We start from the raw sequence: 18,377 nt of genomic DNA on the forward strand, positions 1-18,377 counted from the left end.
GGCTCGCCGCCCAGATGACTGCCAGGCCGCAAAGGTCTTCTCTGACTGACGGCGATCGCACGTGGCCGCACGCCACTATCAAAGGTGGCCGAGAGAAGACGAAGGTGAACGCCGCGTGCCGTCTCGGGTGTGCGCTGTCGGGGACGGCAGGTGTTTGACCAGACTGTGACCCGAGTCCGGGGTGAAGATCGGGCCGGGTGGCGGTGCTTCATGGTGCACGGGGATCGGGTGGCCGTCTTGGGTCACCCAGCAGATGAACCACACACCGTCCAACCCGAACCGCTCACCCGCCGGACCCGACACCACCGGCACCGCCCGGCGCCGGATGGTGCCGCTGACCGTCTGGCTGTGCTCGGACACCACCAACCCGGTGCCGCCCAGCACCCGCAAACACGGTGCGTCCGGTGCGCATGACCCTGACCAGGCGGCCGTCACGCCCAAGCGGATCTGCCTGGCGCACCGCCAATCGGTCGGCCAAGAGCTGGCCCGGCACCTGGTCGGCACCTGCACTCGCGAGGGTGACCTGGTCGCTGAAGGGTTCACCACAAGCGAGGCCACTCTGACCGCTGCGGCAGATCTCGACCGGCGCGGCGTCGCGCTGGTGCCGCATTTCCCGCTTGCCCAGCACATCGGATCCCGGCTGCGTGCCACCCTCACCCAGGAGCGATTGACGCGGGTGCAGATGCGCCCGACGCGCCCGGATCAGATGGCCCGCGGATTGGCCGACCATCTCGGCGACGTCGCGCTGGTGATTGCCGCCCCGCCGCCGTATGAGGCCGGTGGGCGCTCGCCCCGCCGGGTCGGGGACCGCAGCTGCCCGGCGTGCCGGGCCGACCTGTGGATGCTCGGCGCCGAACAACTCGGCCTGTTCCTGGCCGCGGCGTGGAAGGTGCTGCGCCCCGGCGGCGTCCTGGCGGTCATCACCACCGCCCGCCACCAGTCCGGACGCCTCATCGACCCGGCACCGCGCGTCATCCGACAGGCCCAGGGGCTGGGGTTCCGCTACGCCCAGCACGTCATCGCGCTGCGCGTCCCGATCGACGAGGACGCCCTGGTCGTGCAGGCCGGGCCCGCCGACCTGGCTGAGTTGCGCGACACCCGAGCCGGCTCGTTGCCGCCGAACGTCAGCGTCCACGCCGACGTGTGCCTGTTCACCAAACCGCACACACAATCCCTGGACCAGCAGGACGGGGGCGGCCGATGAGCCAGTTCGTTCCCACTTCGCCGGTGCGTTCGCCAGCGCTGATGTCGGTGCTGCCCACCGGGCAGCGGCCGTCCCGGCTGCAGCGCCAGGGCCGCTACACGCCCGAGTCGATGCGCCACCCCGGCAAGATGCTGCCCGCCATCGCCGCCACCGTCATCGACACCTTCACTCGTCCCGGTGACCTGGTCATCGATCCGATGTGCGGGATCGGCACCACCCTGGTCGAAGCCGCCCACCTCGGCCGCGATGCCGCCGGGGTGGAGTACGAACCCGACTTCGTCCACCTCACCCTGGGCAACCTGCGCCATGCCCGCGCCCACGGCGCCACCGGCCGAGCGCAGGTGGCGTGCGGCGACGCCCGCAACATCGCCACCATCTACCGCACCCTGCACGGGCGGGCAGCGCTGGTGCTGACCTCGCCGCCGTACGGGTCCCGCACCCATGGGCACATCCGCTCTGGACGCGACAACGGCGGCGGCAAGATCATCAAGCGCAACAACCGGTACTCCACCGACCGGGGCAACCTCGCCCACCACCCACTCCCGGGTCTTCTGGGCGGCTTCGGGCAGATCCTGGCCAGCAGCGCTAGCCTGCTCCGACCCGGAGGCGTGATCGCGGTGACCGTCCGCCCCATCCGCGTCCAAGGCGAGCTGATCGATCTACCCGGCCAGGTCGTCGACACCGCGAACAACAACGGTCTCGTCCTCACCGGGCGGTGCGCCGCCCTGTTGGCGGGCCTGCGCGACGGCCGGCTGGTCAACCGGGCGTCCTTCTTCCAGATGCTCGAAACCCGCCGGGCCCGCGACCGCGGCATTCCCGCCTGCGCCACCGCCCACGAAGACCTCTTGATCTTCCACCGCGCCACCGATCTGCCGGAGGCGAGCCGATGACGGCGCACCGACACGGCAGGCATGCAGGGCACAACCGGGTGCTGGAGATGCTCGCCATCCTCCAACTCGGCCTGTGCGGACGCTGCGGACGCGCTCGCTACGAAACCCGCCGTACCGCACGCCACGCCGCCCGCATCGCCGCACCTGGCATCCGGCTGCGGGCCTACCGGTGTGGTGGCGCCTGGCACCTGAGCAGTCCGCCGCAGCACCGCCAGTGGATCACCCCGCCGGTCACGCTCGTCCAGGTTCCCCGAGTCGGCAAGGCGGGGCTTGACGGGCGTAGCGGAGGCGAGCGTGCCTACCGGTGCTCCGCCCCGGACCAGTCCGCTGGCCCGCATGCTGCAGCGCACGCGTCTGGAGACCGGAGCGGAGCCGATCCGTTGGCGGACGCCCGCAGCGCTCCACCGGCCCCTGCCCGCACGGCGTGCGGAGGTGGGCGGTGAGGGCCGGGCTGACTCCGGCGGAGATCCGCACGCTGCCCGCCGTGGTCGATCTGGTCACCGCAGGGCGGGCTCTGGGAGTGGGACGCACCAAATGCTACGAGCTGGCGCGCGCCGGGCGGTTTCCCTGCCCGGTGCTGCGCGTCGGCCGCAGCTACCTGGTCCCCACCACCGGACTGCTCACCCTGCTCGGCCTTGATGACGGCGCTGGGCCGCCCGCACCAGAAAGCGAGTGAACACCGGATGCCTGCCGGAAGCACCTACAAAGCCTGCGGCTGCCGAGCCCCGAACGGACGGGCGCAGGGCGGCAAATGCCCCAAGCTACGCCGCCGGGGCGGCTCGTGGAGCCCCACCCACGGCAGCTGGTACTACCAGTTCGAGTTGCCGCCCAACGCCGACGGCACCCGCCGCAACCCGATCCGCCGTGGCGGGTTCACCAGTCAGGACGCCGCCGAAGCACAGATCACCCGGCTGCACGAGCTGCTGGCCATCAGCGCCGACCCCGAGGACCGCACCCGGATCGCCGACCTCATCGTCACCACCTTGCGCAAGGAGAAGCGGCTCCCGGTGCCGGAGGAGGTGCGCCGCAAGGTCCGCACCGGGCAGGACCTGGACACCGCGATCACCACCGGGCAGTGGCTGCAGACCTGGTTCTCCGGACGCAAAGGCCTGCGCAGCGGCACGCTGCGCAGCTACCGCACCCACATCACCGCCCACCTGGAACCGGTGATCGGCCACGTCCGTCTGGACCGGCTCCGCGTCGCCGACGTGCAGGCGGTGTTCGACGCCATCGAGGAACGCAACGAGCTGATCACCCGCGCCCGCGCGTCCGGTGACCGCGCAGACCGGGAGCGGGTGAAGGGGGCCCGGGCGGTCGGCCCGGCGACCATGCACCGGATCCGCGCCACCCTGCGCGCCGCGCTCAACCAGGCGATCCGGGAACGCCGCATCGATCTCAACGTCGCCTCCCTGATCGAACTGCCGTCGGGACGCCGCCCCAAGGCGCTGGTGTGGACACCCGAACGCGTCCGCGAATGGCGCCAGACCCGGGAAGCGTTCATCGACTCCAAGGACCCGACCCGCTCGCGCGGCGGGCGGGTCAAGCCGATGGACGCCTACGTCAGCACGCCCCGCCCGTCCCCGGTCATGGTGTGGACACCTGAGCAGACCGGCGCCTTCCTCGACCGCGCCGCCCGGCACCGGCTGCACGCGCTCTACCACCTGATCGCCTTCCGCGGGCTGCGGCGGGGCGAAGCGTGCGGGCTGCGGTGGGCCGACGTCGACCTGGACGAAGGCACCGTCCGGGTCCGGTGGCAGATCACCCAGATCGGCGGCCACACCGAACAAGGCCGCCCCAAATCCGAAGCCGGAGAACGGCAGGTCACACTCGACAAACACACGACCAAACAGTTGACCGCCCACCGGGCCCGGCAGAACCAGGAACGCCTGGCCGCAGGCGACTCCTGGCACGACACCGGGTTCGTCTTCATCCAAGAGAATGGGGCCCCGCTGGCGCCCATGACCGTGTCCGAGCAGTTCCTGCTGCTGGCGATGGAAGCCGGACTCCCACCGGTCCGGCTGCATGATCTGCGGCACGGCGCCGCCACCATCCTGCTGCGCGCCGGACACGACCTCAAAGTCGTCCAGGAGACGCTGGGGCTGTCGTCGATCACCATCGCCTCCGACACCTACACCAGCGTCCTGCCCGACCTGGCCCGCCAATCCGCCGAAGACGCCGCCGCCGTCATCCTCAACGCCCGCACCGGGCCCGAGCCGGACGAAACGGCAGCCACGGGCCGCGTCGTCCGGATGTCGCAGGCGTCGAGCCGATGAGCGGCCGAGGTTGACCGTCGGACTCTCGACGCCGGGGTCCGCATCCCAAGCAGCACGTGGAGATGCGGACCCCGGCTCCCGCTTTACGTCCGGCAGGTCCCAAGAGGCCTACAGCCCCCCGCACAACCGCCATTTCCAAGGGCTCCCCGTACACCGGCCAAGGGCGCCCGACACCGATGATCGAGCGGGACGGAGGACGGCCTAGCGACCGGTCCGCGACAGCCGAGCAGACATCGAGCAGACACGGAGACATTCTGGGACAGAATCCTGGATCTTGGCAGTGGTAAAACCGCAGGTCAGATAGGGGCGCGCCCGGCAGGATTCGAACCCGCGACCGTCGGATTAGAAGTCCGATGCTCTGTCCAGCTGAGCTACGGGCGCCCGGCGCCCGGCGGGACGCCGGGACACAGTGTAAGGGGGTGGGTCGTTCGGCTCCACATCTATAACGGTGTGAGCGGGCGAAGGTGGTGTATGGGGGGTCTTATCTTTGGGTGCTGTGGCGGTGGACTTTGAAGTGGCGCTCTCCGGCGGGGCCGTGTCGGAGGGCGTGGTGCGGGTCGGGGAGACGGTGCGGAGGCCGTTGCGGGCGCATAGTCCGGCGGTGCACGGGTTGCTGCGGCATCTGGAGGCGGTGGGGTTCGACGGGGCGCCGCGGGTGCTGGGGGTCGATGAGCGGGGGCGGGAGGTGCTGAGTTGGGTGCCGGGGGAGGTGCCGTCCCAGCCGTTGCCCGGGTATGTGGGGTCGGAGGACGCGCTTAGGGGTGTCGGGCGGTTGTTGCGGCGGTATCACGAGGCGGTGGCCTCGTATGAGGCTCCTGAGGGGGCTCCTTGGGATGGGGAGACGTCGAATCTGGATGGGGAGCCCGAGGTTATTGGGCATTGTGATGTCACACCGGAGAATGTGGTTTTCCGGGGTGGGGTGCCGGTGGCGTTGATTGATTTCGATCTGGCTCGTCCTACTACGCGGTTGTTCGATGTGGTGACGGCGTTGCGGCATTGGGGGCCGATCGCTGATCCGGCCGATCGGGATGGGGTGTTTTATGGGGTTGAGGTCGGGGCGCGGTTGCGGGCCTTCTGTGATGCTTATGGGCTGGGGCGGGAGGCTCGGAAAGATGTGCTTCCCGCGGCTCGGGTTCGGTTTGAGCGGTCTTATCGGGTCATGCGGGCCCGGGCCGAGGGCGGGGGCGGGTGGGCTCGGATGTGGCACGGTGGGGCGGGGCAGCGGATACTTCGGGCGCAGGATTGGCTGGAGCGGAACTGGGATGAGCTTGATGCGTGTCTCTGGTGAGGGGCTCCTGCTGGGCGTGGCGCTGGACGCGCTTTTCGGCGATCCGAAGAGGTGGCATCCGGTTGCCGGGTTCGGGCGGGTCGCTTCGGTGATGGAGCGGGCGGTTTATGCGGATTCTCGATGGCGGGGGGTTGTTTATGTGAGTGTTTTGGTGGGGGGCGCGGGCGTTGTGGGGGTTGTGCTCGATCGGGTTGGGCGGGGGAGTGTTCTGGTTACCGCGGGGTGTACTTGGGCTGTGCTCGGCGGGACGACCCTGGGGCGTGAAGGGCTTGTCATGGCGCGCATGTTGGAGGGCGGGGATTTGGCCGGTGCTCGGGAGCGGCTTCCGCATTTGTGCGCGCGGGATCCGAGCGGGTTGGACGAGGATGGGCTGGCGCGGGCCGTTGTGGAGTCCGTGGCGGAGAATACGTCCGATGCGGCGGTGGCTCCTTTGGTGTGGGGGGCCGTTGCGGGTGTTCCGGGGTTGCTCATGTATCGGGCCGTGAACACGCTGGACGCGATGGTCGGGTATCGGAATCCGCGGTATGAGCGGTTCGGGTGGGCGGCCGCGCGGTTGGACGATGTTGCCAACTGGGTTCCGGCGAGGGTTACCGGGGCTCTCGTCGCGCTTTGTTCGGGACGTGATGCGTGGCGGGTTCTGCGGAGGGACGGGAGCAAGCATCCGAGCCCGAATGCGGGACGGTGCGAGGCGGCGTTCGCGGGGGCATTGGGCGTGCGGCTGGGAGGCGTGAACGAGTACGGGGGGCGCGTTGAGAGGCGTCCTGAAATGGGGGACGGGCGGGCTCCGGAAGCGCGGGACATCAGGAGGGCCGTGGGGCTTTCGGCCGTGGTGACGTTCGCGGCGGCGGCCGTGATCTGGAGCCTGCGGTGAGCGGGCTGCTCGTCGCCGGGACCACCTCGGACGCGGGCAAGAGCGTTGTCACCGCGGGGTTGTGCCGGTGGCTGGCGAGGCGCGGGGTTAAGGTCGCGCCGTTCAAGGCCCAGAACATGTCGCTGAATTCGATGGTGACTAGTGACGGGGCCGAGATCGGGCGGGCGCAGTACATGCAGGCGCAGGCCGCGGGAGTGGAGCCGCGGGCCGCGATGAATCCGGTGCTGCTCAAACCGGGCAGCGATCGGAGAAGTCAGGTCGTGGTTCTGGGACGTCCGGTGGCGGAGGTCGACGCGCTTCAGTACGGGGAGCGCACGGAGTGGCTCAGTGGTGTCGTGCGGAGCAGTCTCGCGGAGCTTCAGGGCGAGTATGACGTTGTCGTCTGCGAGGGTGCGGGCAGTCCGGCTGAAATCAATCTGCGGGATCGCGACATCGTGAACATGGGGCTCGCCCGTGCCGCCGAATTGCCCGTGGTCGTTGTCGGGGACATCGACCGGGGCGGTGTTTTCGCGTCGCTGTACGGGACGGTGGCTCTGCTGGAGGCTGAGGACCAGGCCCTGATCGCGGGATTCGTCATCAACAAGTTCCGCGGCGCCAGGGAACTGCTGGAGCCCGGGCTTGAGCAGCTTTACAAGCTCACCGGGCGTCCCACCCTGGGGGTGCTGCCCTGGACGCTTGGGCTTTACCTGGATTCTGAGGACACGCTGGCTTTGGACGCCCCCCGGCCTGATGCGAGAGGCCCGGTCGGGAGAGATCCGCTGCGGATCGTTGTGGTCCGGTTTCCGCGGATCTCGAACTTCACGGATCTGGACGCGCTGGCATGCGAACCGGGCGTCGTCGTCCGCTATGCGGCGAGCGTCGGGGATCTGGTGGAGGCCGATCTGGTCGTCCTGCCGGGAACGCGGGCCACGGTGAGCGACCTCGCCTGGCTGCGAGAGCGGGGAATGGCCGATGAAGTGCTGAGGCGGGCCCGGGAGGGACGGCCCGTGCTCGGTATCTGCGGTGGCTATCAGATGCTCGCCGAGGAAATCGTCGATCTCGTGGAGTCGGGTGCGGGGCGGGTTGACGGGCTCGGCCTGCTGCCCGCGAGAGTTGAGTTCGGTGCGGAGAAGGTCCTCGGGCGGCCGGAGGGGCGGGCTTACGGGGAGGACGTTCTCGCTTATGAGATCCACCATGGTGTGGTGACCGCCGAGGGCGAGCCGTTTTTGGATGGGTGCCGGAAGGGTGCCGTCTGGGGGACGACCTGGCACGGCGCAATGGAGAACGACGGGTTCAGGCGGGCCTTTCTCAAGGACGTCGCGCGGGAGAGCGGCCGCGACTTCACGCCCGCGCCCGATGTGTCGTTCCAGGCGTTGCGGGAGACGACCTTGGACGCGCTCGGCGACCTCGTCGAAGAGCACCTGGACACCGATGCCGTGTGGCGGATCATTGAGGGCGGTGCGCCGCGCGGGCTTCCCGTCCTCCCGCCGGGCGGGGCGCCTCCCGCGGCGGTAGGGTGATCCATTCGAAAGCACCGGCCGCAGCCAGAGGAGAGCGTCCCGTGACCGAGCCGCGGTCCAGTCTGATCGTCCCGCTGATGAAGGCGCGGGTCCCGGCCGAGGTCCAGCTGGAGTTCCCGCTGCCGCCGGAGGAGGAGCCGATCCGCGACCCGTTCACCGCCGATCTGTACGTCACCTACGCGCTGGAGATCGCCGACGAGGCCGTCCCGTCCGGGCGGCGGCACGAGCATGTGGCGCGGCGGCACTGCGCCGAGCTCGGGGTGCGGCCCGAGGAGCTGCGCCGGCGGGCCGTGCTGAACCTGCGTGATCGGCGTCCCGAGCTGAGCCTGAACTGGTATCCGGACGTCCGCGCCGTGACGGTCTCCCTCAGCGGAGGCGGGACGGCGGCGGCCGGGCGCGGGGCCCTGGAGGCGAGCCTCCTGCTCGATGAGGGGTTCCTTGACAAGCTCGCCCAGGACGTCGACGGAGACCTCGTCGTGGCCGTCCCGGCGCGGGACGTGTTCGTCGCGTCCGGATCCGGCCATCCGGACGGCGTCGACAAGCTCCGCTGGACCGTCGCGCAGGTGTGGGCCGGTGACCGCGGCGACACCGGCGGCGACCCGCAGTGGGACGTGCCCGCCGGGAGCCTGCTCTCCCACGACCTGCTGGTCCGGCGCGGCGGCACCGGCGGCTCCGCCGCCTGGGACGCCTTCCAGGGCTGATCACGAAAGTGTCTTGAGGCGCGGCCACAGCTCCGGCCACGGGGCACGCTGCCCGCGGCAGATCCAGATGGGCTTGCCCTGCTCCTGGTTGTCCAGGTCGACGCCGTTGTCGATCTCGCCGACCGGGCGCACGTCCGTCCAGAACTGCCCCAGGTAGGACGCGCCCGCGAGCGATTCCGGGCCGACGACGATGGTCGGCCCGCCGGTGTCGGCCGGGCGGCCGAAGTACCAGTAGCCGTTGTGACCGCTGTAGGCGCGGGGAAGCCCGAGGTCGGGCCCGTACCTGTCGAGCGCGCCCGCCTCCCCGTAGTTGCTCACGACGATCGTCGCCTTCGACCGCTCGTCCGGCGGCAGCGTCCGGTAGACCTGCGCGATCTGGGCGGCGAAGCGGGGCCAGCCGACCGTCTCCGCCGAGTCCCCGTTGACGGCGGGCTGTGGCGTGGCGGCCAGCTGCTTCACCGGGTACACGGGCAGCGTGAGCAGGATGGTCGTGACCGCGGTGATCGCGAACACCGGGACGGACGCGAGCCAGCCGAAGCCGCGCGGTGCGCCGTTCCGCTCGATCTCCACCGCGCCGGCCGCCCACAGCGCCGCCCAGAGCCCGGCGACGTAGTACGGCTTGCCCGCCGTGATCAGGAACAGGACGGTCAGCAGCACGTACGCGTACCCGACGAACCGGAACGGCCGCAGATCGTCGGACCGGTACGTCCGCCACAGCCCGTAGATCCACAGCCAGGACGGGAAGATCCCGGTCAGCAGTATCTGGAACGGGATGAATCCGGGCCGCCCGCCGAAGTCGGCGTTGCCGGCGATGGCGTCGGCCATGTCGAGCTGCGGCCAGCCGTGGTCGGCCTGCCACAGCAGCCCGGGGATGGCTGCGGCTGTTGCGATCAGGACTCCGGCGGCGAGCATCGGGCGCCGCAGGAACTCGCGCGGTCCCGAAATCAGGAGCCCCGCGACGATCGCGACCAGCAGGAACCCGGCCAGGTACTTGACGTTCAGGGCGATCGCCGCGACGACGCCGATGGCGAGCAGCAGCCGCTGGTCGCGGGTCCGGACCCACCTGACCGCCAGCCACACGATCGTCGTCGACAGCAGCAGGTCGAGCGTCGCCGTGGAGAACAGGTGACCGGCCGCGACGGCGAACGGGCACACCGCGTACGCGGCGGCGGTCAGCAGCTGCGCGCGCCGTCCGCCGTCCATCTCCCGCGCCGTCAGCCCCGCGACCAGCACGCCCGCGGCGGCGAACAGCGCGGACGGGACGCGCAGCGCGACGAGCGAGTCGCCGAACACGGCCGTGATCGCGCGGGCGAGCAGCGGCATCAGCGGCGGCTGGTCCGGATAGCCCCAGTCCAGGTGCCGTCCGGCGACCCGGAAGTACAGCTCGTCGCGGTGATAGCCGTACCGTGCGCTGAGCGCCAGCAGCAGGATGCCGAGCACGCCGGCGATCAGCAGCACCGGCCGCCAGGCGAACGCGGCGGACGGGGCGGGGCGCGGGATCTCGACCGGACGGCCGGACGCCGCGGAGGCAGGGGCGGACATGCGACGAACCTAGCCCGGGTCGGCGTTCCCGTCACGATCTTGAAACGGCCACCCCTGGACAGCGTCCATCCAGGTGGGATCGTTCCGACGGCGGCGCAGCGGCCGCAATATTCGGTGGGACATGTCGGACGGGCTGCGTAATGTCGCGGTCATGGTGTCGACAGATCAGATACTGGCCTTTTCCGCTATGGCCTTCGCGATCATCATCATTCCGGGGCCCAGCGTGCTCTTCGTCGTCGGGCGGGCGCTCGCGCACGGGCGCCGCACCGCGCTCGCCGGGGTCGTCGGCGGCGTGCTCGCCGCGCTCGTGCTGACCGTCGCCGTCGCGTTCGGCGTCGGCTCGATCGTGGAACGCTCCGCCGTCGTGTTCACCGCCCTGAAGATCGTGGGCGCCGTCTACATCATCTACCTCGGAGTGCAGGCCATCCGGCACCGCCGCTCGCTGCAGGAGACGATCGGCGCGGACGAGGAGCGGCAAGGCGGCGGTGACCTGCGGGCCCTCGTGCAGGGCTTCGTGGTCGGCGTGACGAACCCGAAGACGACCGTGTTCTTCGCGGCCGTCCTCCCACAGTTCGTCGTGCGGGAGCATGGGCACGTGGCCCTGCAGATGATGGTGTTCGGGCTCCTCTTCGCGGTGATCGCGCTGCTGAGCGACAGCGTCTGGGGCATCGCCGCCGGGACGGCCCGCGACTGGTTCGCCCGCTCGCCCCGCCGCCTCGCCGCGATCGGCGGCGCCGGCGGGCTGATGATGATCGGCCTCGGCGTCACCGTCGCGACGACCGGCCGCAAAGACTAGCGCCCCCCGGGCCCCGAGCTCCGGCCGTCCGGCACTCCGGCGACCTCGGCCCTGACGCCCCTCGGCTCCGGCCGCCCGGGCTCTCCGGCGCCTCGGTCCTGGGCGGCCGTCCCAGGGCGGCCGTCCCGGGGTGTTAGACCTCGCAGAGTGCGAAGTCGTCGAACGTCGCCTCGGGCCAGCCCGTGGTTCCTTCCGGACGGAACGCGATCAGGCCGCTCGGCCCGGCGTCCTCGTCCGGTGCGGGGGCGGTGGTGGTCGTGATGGCCTTGCCGTTCACCCAGAGGCCGAGGTTCACCTGCGAACCGTCCTGCACGCACGCGGCCTGGACGCGGTTCTCGTTGTTGCGGAGCTGGGTGGCGGTGCCGGTCGCCAGGTCCGTCAGCTTGAGGCCGTCCATCTTGGCGATGCGGGCCCGGCCGTCCTTGCGGAGCAGGAACGCGAAACCCCGGCTTTGGCCGTGGCAGTAGACCCCCGCCTCACCGCCGTCGCCCTCGGCCGACTCGACCTTCACGTCCACGAGCTGCGACTCGGGGACGTCGTTCACGGGCGCGTCCACGACGGTCCCGGTCGTCGTGGGGAGGACGTGCAGCTCGTACTTGCGGTCGCGGTAGGACGCGTCCCAGCTCGGCGTCGACGCCTTCTTCCAGCCCGAGCCGTCGTCCTTGAAGTCGTCCTCGAAGACCTTCTCCTTGACCTCCGGCGGCTCCTCGCCGAAACCGGAGCCGGAGCCAGAGCCGGAGCCAGAGCCAGAGCCAGAGGTCGTGGCGGCCTCGCTGCCGTTGCGCACACCGTCAGGCCCCGGAGCGAGCACGCCGGCCAGGATCGGGACGGTGATGGCCGCCACGGCGAACGCCGCGATAAGCGGCCGCCGATGCTGGAGCAGACCCCGCGCAGCCGGACGCGGCGCGGCGGGACGCGCACGGGGAGGGGGCGGCGGCGCGTTCACCGGACTCGTCACCGCGACGGGCTGCTCGGCGGTGCCCTGCGGCAACGACGGAGCCGGTCCGCCCGGCGCGGGCGGCTCCGTCGAATCGCCCGATTCCTCCAGGCGGGTCGAAACGGCGGATTTCGGGGGCGGGGGAGCCGGGGCGTCCGCGTGCGGCAGGACGAACGTGGGCGGGGCCGCGGGTGGCTCGTCCTCGCCGGTCAGGGCCCTGATGAGCTGCTTGACCGTCGGGCGCTCGGCCGGGGCCTTCGCCAGCGACCGGGCGACGATGGCGCGGACGGACGGTTCGAGGCCGTCGAGGTCGGGCTCGCCGCTCGTCACCCGGTTGATGACCTCGGGGAGCGTCCCGCCGCCGAACGGGACGCGGCCGGTGCCGGCGTAGGCGACGACGCAGCCCCAGGAGAACACGTCGGCCGCGGGCGTGATCTCCGCGCCGTGCATCAGCTCCGGCGCGATGTAGGCCGGGGTGCCGACGAACTGGCCGGTGCGGGTCGGGCCGTCGGAGGAGTCCAGCGCGCGGGCGATGCCGAAGTCGATCACGCGCGGGCCGGTCGGGGACAGCAGCACGTTGGACGGCTTGAGATCGCGGTGCACGATCCCGGCGCCGTGGATCGCGCTGAGCGCCGTCGCGATGTTCACCGCGAGGGACTCCAGGTCGCCGCCGCGCAGCGGGCCGCCCTCCTTGACGGCGTCGTCCAGGGACGGGCCGGCGACGTACTCGGTGACGATGTACAGCGGCTCGCCGTCCAGCCGGGCGTCCAGCACCGCGGCCGTGCAGAACCGCCGGACCTGCCGCGCCGCGGTCACCTCCCGGCGGAACCGCTCGTTGAACGCCTCGTCGTCGGCGAGTTCGGTGTTGATGACCTTGACCGCGACCTGCCGGCCGGAGCCGTCCTCGGCGAGGTAGACGGTGCCCATGCCGCCGCGGCCCAGCCTGCCGGTGAGACGGTACGGGCCGAGCCGCTGCGGGTCACGGTCACGAAGTGGGGCCTGCATGGCTCGACTCCCGGGGGCCGGAGGGCTGTGTTGTGGTTCGGACGGTCTTACTGTTCAGTCTCTATGACGTTCCATCAAGGGGAATGAGTTCGCATGGCCTGGGAGGAAGCGTGGACGTGACGCCGGATGTGCTCGGCCCGGGGTACGAGGCGATCGAGCTGCCGATGGGCCGGGACGCCGAAGGCGAGGTCGTCGCGACGCTCGTCCGGCGGCGCGGGGACGAGCCGTCCGGCCGGGGAGCCGTCCTGTACCTGCACGGGTTCGTCGACTACTTCTTCCAGAAGCATCTGGCCGATTTCTACCTGGAACTCGGCTTCGACTTCTATGCGCTCGACCTGCGGAAGTACGGGCGGTCGCTGCGCCCGCACCAGACGCCGAACTACATCGAGAGCCTGTCGGACTACTTCCCGGAGATCGACGAGGCGGTCCGGATCGTCCGGGACGTGGACGGCCACGGCACGCTCCTGCTGAACGGCCACTCGACCGGCGGCCTCATCGCCGCCCTGTGGGCCGACAAGGCCAAGGGCGAAGGCCTGGTCGACGGCGTGTTCCTCAACAGCCCTTTCCTCGACATCGCGGAGCCGCTGGTGATGCGCAAGCTCGGCGCGGGCCTGGCGCGGGCGCTGCGGCCGCGGTTCCCGAAGGCGAAGCTGCCGGCGGGCGTGTCCGACCGGTATCCGCGGAGCATCCACCGCGACCACGAGGGCGAATGGGACTTCGACCTCGCCTGGAAGCCGATCCTCGGGTTCCCGGTGCGGGCCGGGTGGCTGGCGGCCGTCCGCCGCGGGCAGCTCCACCTGCACAGGGGCCTGGACGTGGACGTGCCCGTGCTGGTCATGGCGTCGACGCGGAGCGTCCGCCCGACCCGCAAGGTGCTGGACGTGACCGGGGCCGACGCCGTCCTGGACGTCGAGCACATGGCGCGGTGGGCGCCCAGGATCGGGCGGCACGTCACGCTCGTCCGGATCGACGGCGGCCTGCACGACCTGGTGCTGTCGGCCGAGCCCGCCCGCACGCAGGTGTTCGCCGAGCTGACCCGCTGGACGCACGCCTACCTGCCCTCCCGGGACGCCTAGGCCACCGGGGCGGCGGGGCGGCGGGCCCGAGCCGCCGTGGGCGCTAACCGCGGATCTTCGACATGTCGAAGTCGTCGAACCGGGCGCTCACCGGCTGGGCCGGGTTCCCGCCCCGCTGGAGCTCCAGCCCGATCCAGCCGTTGCCGAGCGGCTGGTCGGCGTCCGTCTCGTCGATGACCTGGTCGCCGTTGACCCAGAGCCGCAGCCGGACCTCCTTGCCGCCGTTCCGTCCCTCGCAGGCGATCTGGATCTTGTTCGTGTCCTTGGGGGAGTAGCCGGGCACCGAGTCGGGGGCGGCGAGCTCCTTGTTGCCCTGGCTCCCGTTGACCTTGCGGAGCACCGCGCCCTTGCCGTCGTTGCGGATCAGGAACATGTACTGGGTGAGCGTGCTGTTGTTGTTGTTCGCGCGGCACAGCATCCCGAACATGGCGTCGGGCGGGCCCTGCGCGACTTCGACCGTCACGGTCGCGAGGACCTTGTCGGGGATGGTCTTCACGTCGTCCTGCGGAACCCACCGGGCGACGGACCCGGTCGACTCGCTGGTCTGCATCCAGTACTTGCCGTCGCGGTAGCGGTAGTCGTCGCCGAAGCTCTCCCAGCCGGAGTCGTCGTTGGAGAAGTCGTCGCTGAACGTCGTGGCGAGGTTGTCGGGCGGCCCGCCCGCGTTCAGGACGGTGAACCCGACGACGGCGAGCAGGGCCAGCGCGGCGGCGGCCGCCCCGGCGATGATCAGCGGGCGGCGGCGGAGCCCGCCGGAGCCGCGGCCGGACGGCCGGGCGTCGCTGCGCGTCGCGTCGGCCCCGAGCATCGCCGTCGGCTGCTGGAACCCGGCCTGACCGTGCGCCTGACCATGCGCCTGAGCGGGTGTCTGACCGGGGACCTGGGCGTGCGTCGTCTCGCCGGGCGGGCCGGTGCGCGCGTGGACGGTCGGGTCGGCCAGGGCGCCGTGCCAGCCCGCCTGGACGGTCTGGGCGAGCGTCGCCGGGTCGGTGGTGCCGTTGCCGACGAGCCGGCCCAGCAGCTCCTGGACGGCCGGGCGGTTCCGCGGGTCCTTGTCGAGCGCGGCGGCGACGACGTCCCGGAGGTCCGCGTCGAGGCCGTCCAGCTTCGGCGCGTCGTGCGCGACGCGGTAGAAGATCTCCGGGACGGTGTTGCCCGCGAACGGGGCGCTGCCCGTCCCGGCGTAGGCGACGACGCAGCCCCACGAGAACACGTCCGAGGCGGGCGTGACCGGCTCGCCGCGCAGCAGCTCGGGCGGCAGGTAGTTCGGCGTCCCGACGAACTGGCCGGTGCGGGTGGGGCCGTCGGCGGCGTCCAGCGCGCGGGCGATGCCGAAGTCGATCACGCGGGGCCCGGTGGACGACAGCAGCACGTTCGCGGGCTTCAGATCGCGGTGGACGATCCCCGCCCCGTGGATCGCGGCCAGCGCCGTGGCGACGCCGACCGCGACGCCCTCCAGGTCGGAACCGGGCAGCGGGCCCCGGTCGGCGACGGCGCGCTCCAGGCTCGGGCCCTCGATGTACTCGGTGACGACGTACAGCGGATCCTGGTCCAGCTCGGCGTCGACGACCGGCGCGGTGCAGAACCGGCGGACCTGCCGGGCGGCCGTCACCTCGCGCCGGAACCGGTCCCGGAACGCGCCCTCCCCGGCCAGCTCCCGGTTGATCACCTTGACGGCGACGCGGCGGCCGCCGTGGTCCTCGCCGAGATAGACCGTCCCCATGCCGCCGCGGCCGAGCCTGCCGACCAGCCGGTAGGGGCCGAGTTCCGCGGGGTCCTCCGGGCGCAGGGCCTCGCCGTTCTCTCCTGCGTGCGTGGTCATTCTGATCCTGAACTGGAAATAGGGAGTCGTTTGCGTAGAACCCTAGCGGGCTGTGCCAATTCAGACGCGCATAGTCGCTAGCGCGTTCGGCGTGCGCGCGGGAGAGTCCGGAACGGGGGGAACTTCTCGCCGGTGAGGCCGAACGCGTACGCCACGACCCGGGCGGACCAGCGCTGCCAGCCCACGACCAGCCCGTACAGGCGGCGCGGGTAGCGGCCGGTGAACGGGATGACCAGCCAGCTCAGCGCCAGCACGACCACCAGCAGGACGAACATGGCCATCATCACGATCAGATGCGGGAGCACCAGCAGGCCCCTCAGTAACGTGAACCAGCGCCTGGGGCCCTGCCACTCCGCCGGGAACGGCAGGTCGACGATGACCGTCGTCCCGTCCGCGGCGGGCTCGCGGGGAGCGGGGGAAGGGGAGGAGGCCGCTCGGGCCGGTTCGGCCGCCGGCTCCTCCAGGTCGGGGACGGGCCGCGCCCGCGGCACCCTCGCGTCCGAAGCGCCGGAACCGTTCGAGGCGCCCTGTGCCGGGACCGGTCCCGTCCAGGTGGTCGAGATCGTTTCCGCCGCGTGCTCCGGGCTGTCCTGGCCGACGAGCCGGGTGAGGAGCTGCCGCGCGGTCGGACGGCCGTGCGGGTCCTTGCCGAGCGCGGCGGCGACGACCTCGCGCAGCCGCGGGTCGAGGCCGTCGAGGTCGGGTTCGTCGTTGCCGATGCGGTGGAACGTCTCCGCGACCGTCTTGCCCTGGAACGGGGGACGTCCCGTCCCGGCGTAGGCGACGACGCAGCCCCACGAGAACACGTCCGACGCCTGCGCGACCGGCTCGCCGCGCAGCACCTCCGGCGCGATGTAGGCGGGCGTCCCGACGAACTGGCCGGTGCGGGTTGGGCCGTCGGCGGCGTCCAGCGCACGCGCGATCCCGAAGTCGATCACTCGGGGCCCGGTGGACGACAGCAGCACGTTCGCGGGCTTCAGATCGCGGTGGACGATCCCGGCCCCGTGGATCGCGGCCAGCGCCGTCGCGACGCCGACCGCGACGCCCTCCAGGTCGGAGCCGGGCAGCGGGCCCTTGCCGCCGACCGCCTTCTCCAGGCTCGGCCCGTCGATGTACTCGGTGACGATGTAGGGCGGGTCCTGGTCGAGCCCGGCGTCCAGGACGGGCGCGGTGCAGAACCGGTGCACGCGCCGCGCCGCCGTCACCTCGCGGCGGAACCGGGCGAGGAACGCCGGCTCCCCGGCCAGCTCCCGGTTGACGACCTTCACCGCGACGCGGCGGCCGTCCGGCTCCGCCCCCAGGTAGACGGTGCCCATGCCGCCGCGGCCGAGCCGTCCGAGCAGGCGGTAGGGCCCGAGGACGCGCGGTTCGTCCTGCTCCAGCGGTTCGGCGGCGTATGTGGTCATGGCGGACGGGACTCCTCGAAGATCGTATATTCCGGACTCAGCCTAAAGGAGCCGCCGTGCCCGGAACCGGCGATCAAGGGATCAGCAGGAGCTTGCCCGTCGTCCGCCGCGCCTCCAGATCGGCGTGCGCGGCGCCGGCCTCCGCAAGATCGTAGCGATGCCCGACCCGGATCCGGACATCTCCCGTCTCCACCCACCGGAGCACGTCGGTCGCCCGCTCCAGCAGCTCGTCGCGGGTGACGACGTGGTGGGCGAGCATCGGCCGGGTGAGGAACAGCGAACCGGCCGGGTTGAGCCGCTGCGGGTCGAACGGCGGCACCTTCCCGCCCGCCGCCCCGTACAGCGCCAGCGTGCCGCGCAGCCGCAGGCTCGCGAGGCTCCCCTCGAACGTCGGCGCGCCGACGCCGTCGTACACGGCCGCGACGCCCTCACCGCCGGTCAGCTCCCTGACCCGGCCGGCGAAGCCGTCGTACCCCATCGTGACGTCCGCGCCCGCGTCCTTCGCGAGCTTCTCCTTCTCCGGCGTGGACGCCGTCCCGATCACCCGGGCGCCGAGCGCCTTGGCCGCCTGGGTGAGCAGCAGCCCCATCCCGCCCGCGGCCGCGTGCACGAGGACGGTGTCGCCCTCCTTGATCGGATACGTCGACCGGGTCAGGTAGTGCGCGGTCATGCCCTGCAGCATCGAGGCCGCCGCGTCCTCCAGGCCCACCCCGTCCGGGACGGGGACGAGCCGGTCCGCCGCCACCAGCGCCTTCGCCGCGTAGCCGCCCAGCACATCGCTGGAGGCGACGCGGTCACCGACGGAGAACCCCTGGACGCCGTCGCCGACCGCCGCGACCGTCCCGGCCGCCTCGATGCCCGGCGTGTAGGGGAGGTCCTTCGCGTAGGCGCCCGTCCGGTAGTAGACGTCGATGAAGTTGACGCCCGCCGCCGCCACGTCGATCAGCACCTCGCCGGGGCCCGGCTCCGGGTCCGGCCGTTGCGTGGCCGTCAGTACCTCGGGGCCGCCGTTCTCGGTGATCACGATCGCGCGCATGCCGTGCTCTCCTGCCTGCCTGGACGGTGAA

Annotated in this window: 15 protein-coding genes and 1 tRNA gene; 10 read left to right on the plus strand and 6 right to left on the minus strand. The window is 71.5% G+C overall.

Annotated elements, in window-relative coordinates; all coding sequences use genetic code 11:
- Positions 1–253: 253 nt before the first annotated feature.
- From ACH34S_RS35375 to ACH34S_RS35390, 4 genes are all read left to right on the plus strand, one after another.
- A complete protein-coding gene (locus ACH34S_RS35375; RefSeq protein WP_395957253.1) occupies positions 254–1,204 on the plus strand; it encodes a hypothetical protein in 951 nt (316 codons plus the stop codon).
- A gap of 23 nt (positions 1,205–1,227) precedes the next feature.
- Entirely contained in the window at positions 1,228–2,094 is an 867-nt protein-coding gene (locus ACH34S_RS35380; protein WP_395957254.1) for a TRM11 family SAM-dependent methyltransferase, read from the plus strand.
- Positions 2,095–2,533: 439 nt separating this feature from the next.
- The gene (locus tag ACH34S_RS35385; RefSeq protein ID WP_395957255.1) at positions 2,534–2,770 is read left to right on the plus strand and encodes a DNA-binding protein; all 237 of its coding nucleotides are present in this window, start codon (positions 2,534–2,536) and stop codon (positions 2,768–2,770) included.
- A gap of 7 nt (positions 2,771–2,777) precedes the next feature.
- Complete coding sequence (locus tag ACH34S_RS35390) at positions 2,778–4,367, plus strand: tyrosine-type recombinase/integrase (protein ID WP_395957256.1); 1,590 nt, start codon at positions 2,778–2,780, stop codon at positions 4,365–4,367.
- A 307-nt stretch (positions 4,368–4,674) separates the two neighbouring features.
- Here the strand turns inward: ACH34S_RS35390 and ACH34S_RS35395 are convergent.
- A tRNA-Arg gene (locus tag ACH34S_RS35395) sits at positions 4,675–4,748 on the minus strand.
- Between the two features lie 415 nt (positions 4,749–5,163).
- On the opposite strand from ACH34S_RS35395, the gene ACH34S_RS35400 reads away from it, so the two are divergent.
- From ACH34S_RS35400 to ACH34S_RS35415, 4 genes are read left to right on the plus strand one after another with little or no spacing between them, the layout of a single operon-like run.
- A complete protein-coding gene (locus tag ACH34S_RS35400) occupies positions 5,164–5,655 on the plus strand; it encodes a phosphotransferase (protein ID WP_395957428.1) in 492 nt (163 codons plus the stop codon).
- Entirely contained in the window at positions 5,630–6,526 is an 897-nt protein-coding gene (locus ACH34S_RS35405) for a cobalamin biosynthesis protein (RefSeq protein WP_395957257.1), read from the plus strand. The genes ACH34S_RS35400 and ACH34S_RS35405 overlap by 26 nt, the downstream gene beginning before the upstream one ends.
- Positions 6,523–8,025, plus strand: a complete 1,503-nt coding sequence (locus tag ACH34S_RS35410) for a cobyric acid synthase (RefSeq protein WP_395957258.1) — start codon at positions 6,523–6,525, stop codon at positions 8,023–8,025. Before ACH34S_RS35405 ends, ACH34S_RS35410 begins: the two co-directional genes overlap by 4 nt.
- 41 nt (positions 8,026–8,066) lie before the next feature.
- Positions 8,067–8,726 (plus strand): DUF1444 domain-containing protein, encoded by a 660-nt coding sequence (locus ACH34S_RS35415; protein ID WP_395957259.1) that lies wholly within the window; start codon positions 8,067–8,069, stop codon positions 8,724–8,726.
- Here the strand turns inward: ACH34S_RS35415 and ACH34S_RS35420 are convergent, their stop codons facing one another.
- Positions 8,727–10,268, minus strand: a complete 1,542-nt coding sequence (locus tag ACH34S_RS35420) for an ArnT family glycosyltransferase (protein WP_395957260.1) — start codon at positions 10,266–10,268, stop codon at positions 8,727–8,729. It abuts the gene before it with no gap.
- A 151-nt stretch (positions 10,269–10,419) separates the two neighbouring features.
- On the opposite strand from ACH34S_RS35420, the gene ACH34S_RS35425 reads away from it, so the two are divergent.
- The gene (locus ACH34S_RS35425; RefSeq protein ID WP_395957261.1) at positions 10,420–11,064 is read left to right on the plus strand and encodes a LysE family translocator; all 645 of its coding nucleotides are present in this window, start codon (positions 10,420–10,422) and stop codon (positions 11,062–11,064) included.
- Positions 11,065–11,197: 133 nt separating this feature from the next.
- On the opposite strand, the gene ACH34S_RS35430 is transcribed toward ACH34S_RS35425, so the two are convergent.
- Positions 11,198–13,006, minus strand: a complete 1,809-nt coding sequence (locus tag ACH34S_RS35430) for a serine/threonine-protein kinase (RefSeq protein WP_395957262.1) — start codon at positions 13,004–13,006, stop codon at positions 11,198–11,200.
- A 110-nt stretch (positions 13,007–13,116) separates the two neighbouring features.
- Between ACH34S_RS35430 and ACH34S_RS35435 the strand changes: the two genes are divergently transcribed.
- Positions 13,117–14,082: an alpha/beta hydrolase gene (locus ACH34S_RS35435; protein WP_395957263.1), complete on the plus strand. Its 966-nt coding sequence runs from the start codon at positions 13,117–13,119 to the stop codon at positions 14,080–14,082.
- Positions 14,083–14,125: 43 nt separating this feature from the next.
- Here ACH34S_RS35435 and ACH34S_RS35440 read toward each other — a convergent pair whose 3' ends face one another.
- From ACH34S_RS35440 to ACH34S_RS35450, 3 genes are all read right to left on the minus strand, one after another.
- Positions 14,126–15,904: a serine/threonine-protein kinase gene (locus ACH34S_RS35440; protein WP_395957264.1), complete on the minus strand. Its 1,779-nt coding sequence runs from the start codon at positions 15,902–15,904 to the stop codon at positions 14,126–14,128.
- A 77-nt stretch (positions 15,905–15,981) separates the two neighbouring features.
- Complete coding sequence (locus ACH34S_RS35445; protein WP_395957265.1) at positions 15,982–17,310, minus strand: DUF4389 domain-containing protein; 1,329 nt, start codon at positions 17,308–17,310, stop codon at positions 15,982–15,984.
- A gap of 73 nt (positions 17,311–17,383) precedes the next feature.
- A complete protein-coding gene (locus tag ACH34S_RS35450) occupies positions 17,384–18,346 on the minus strand; it encodes a quinone oxidoreductase family protein (protein WP_395957266.1) in 963 nt (320 codons plus the stop codon).
- Positions 18,347–18,377 lie beyond the last annotated feature (31 nt).

The sequence above is a fragment of the Actinomadura sp. 3N508 genome (genome assembly GCF_044326375.1).
Classification (GTDB): Bacteria; Actinomycetota; Actinomycetes; order Streptosporangiales; family Streptosporangiaceae; genus Spirillospora.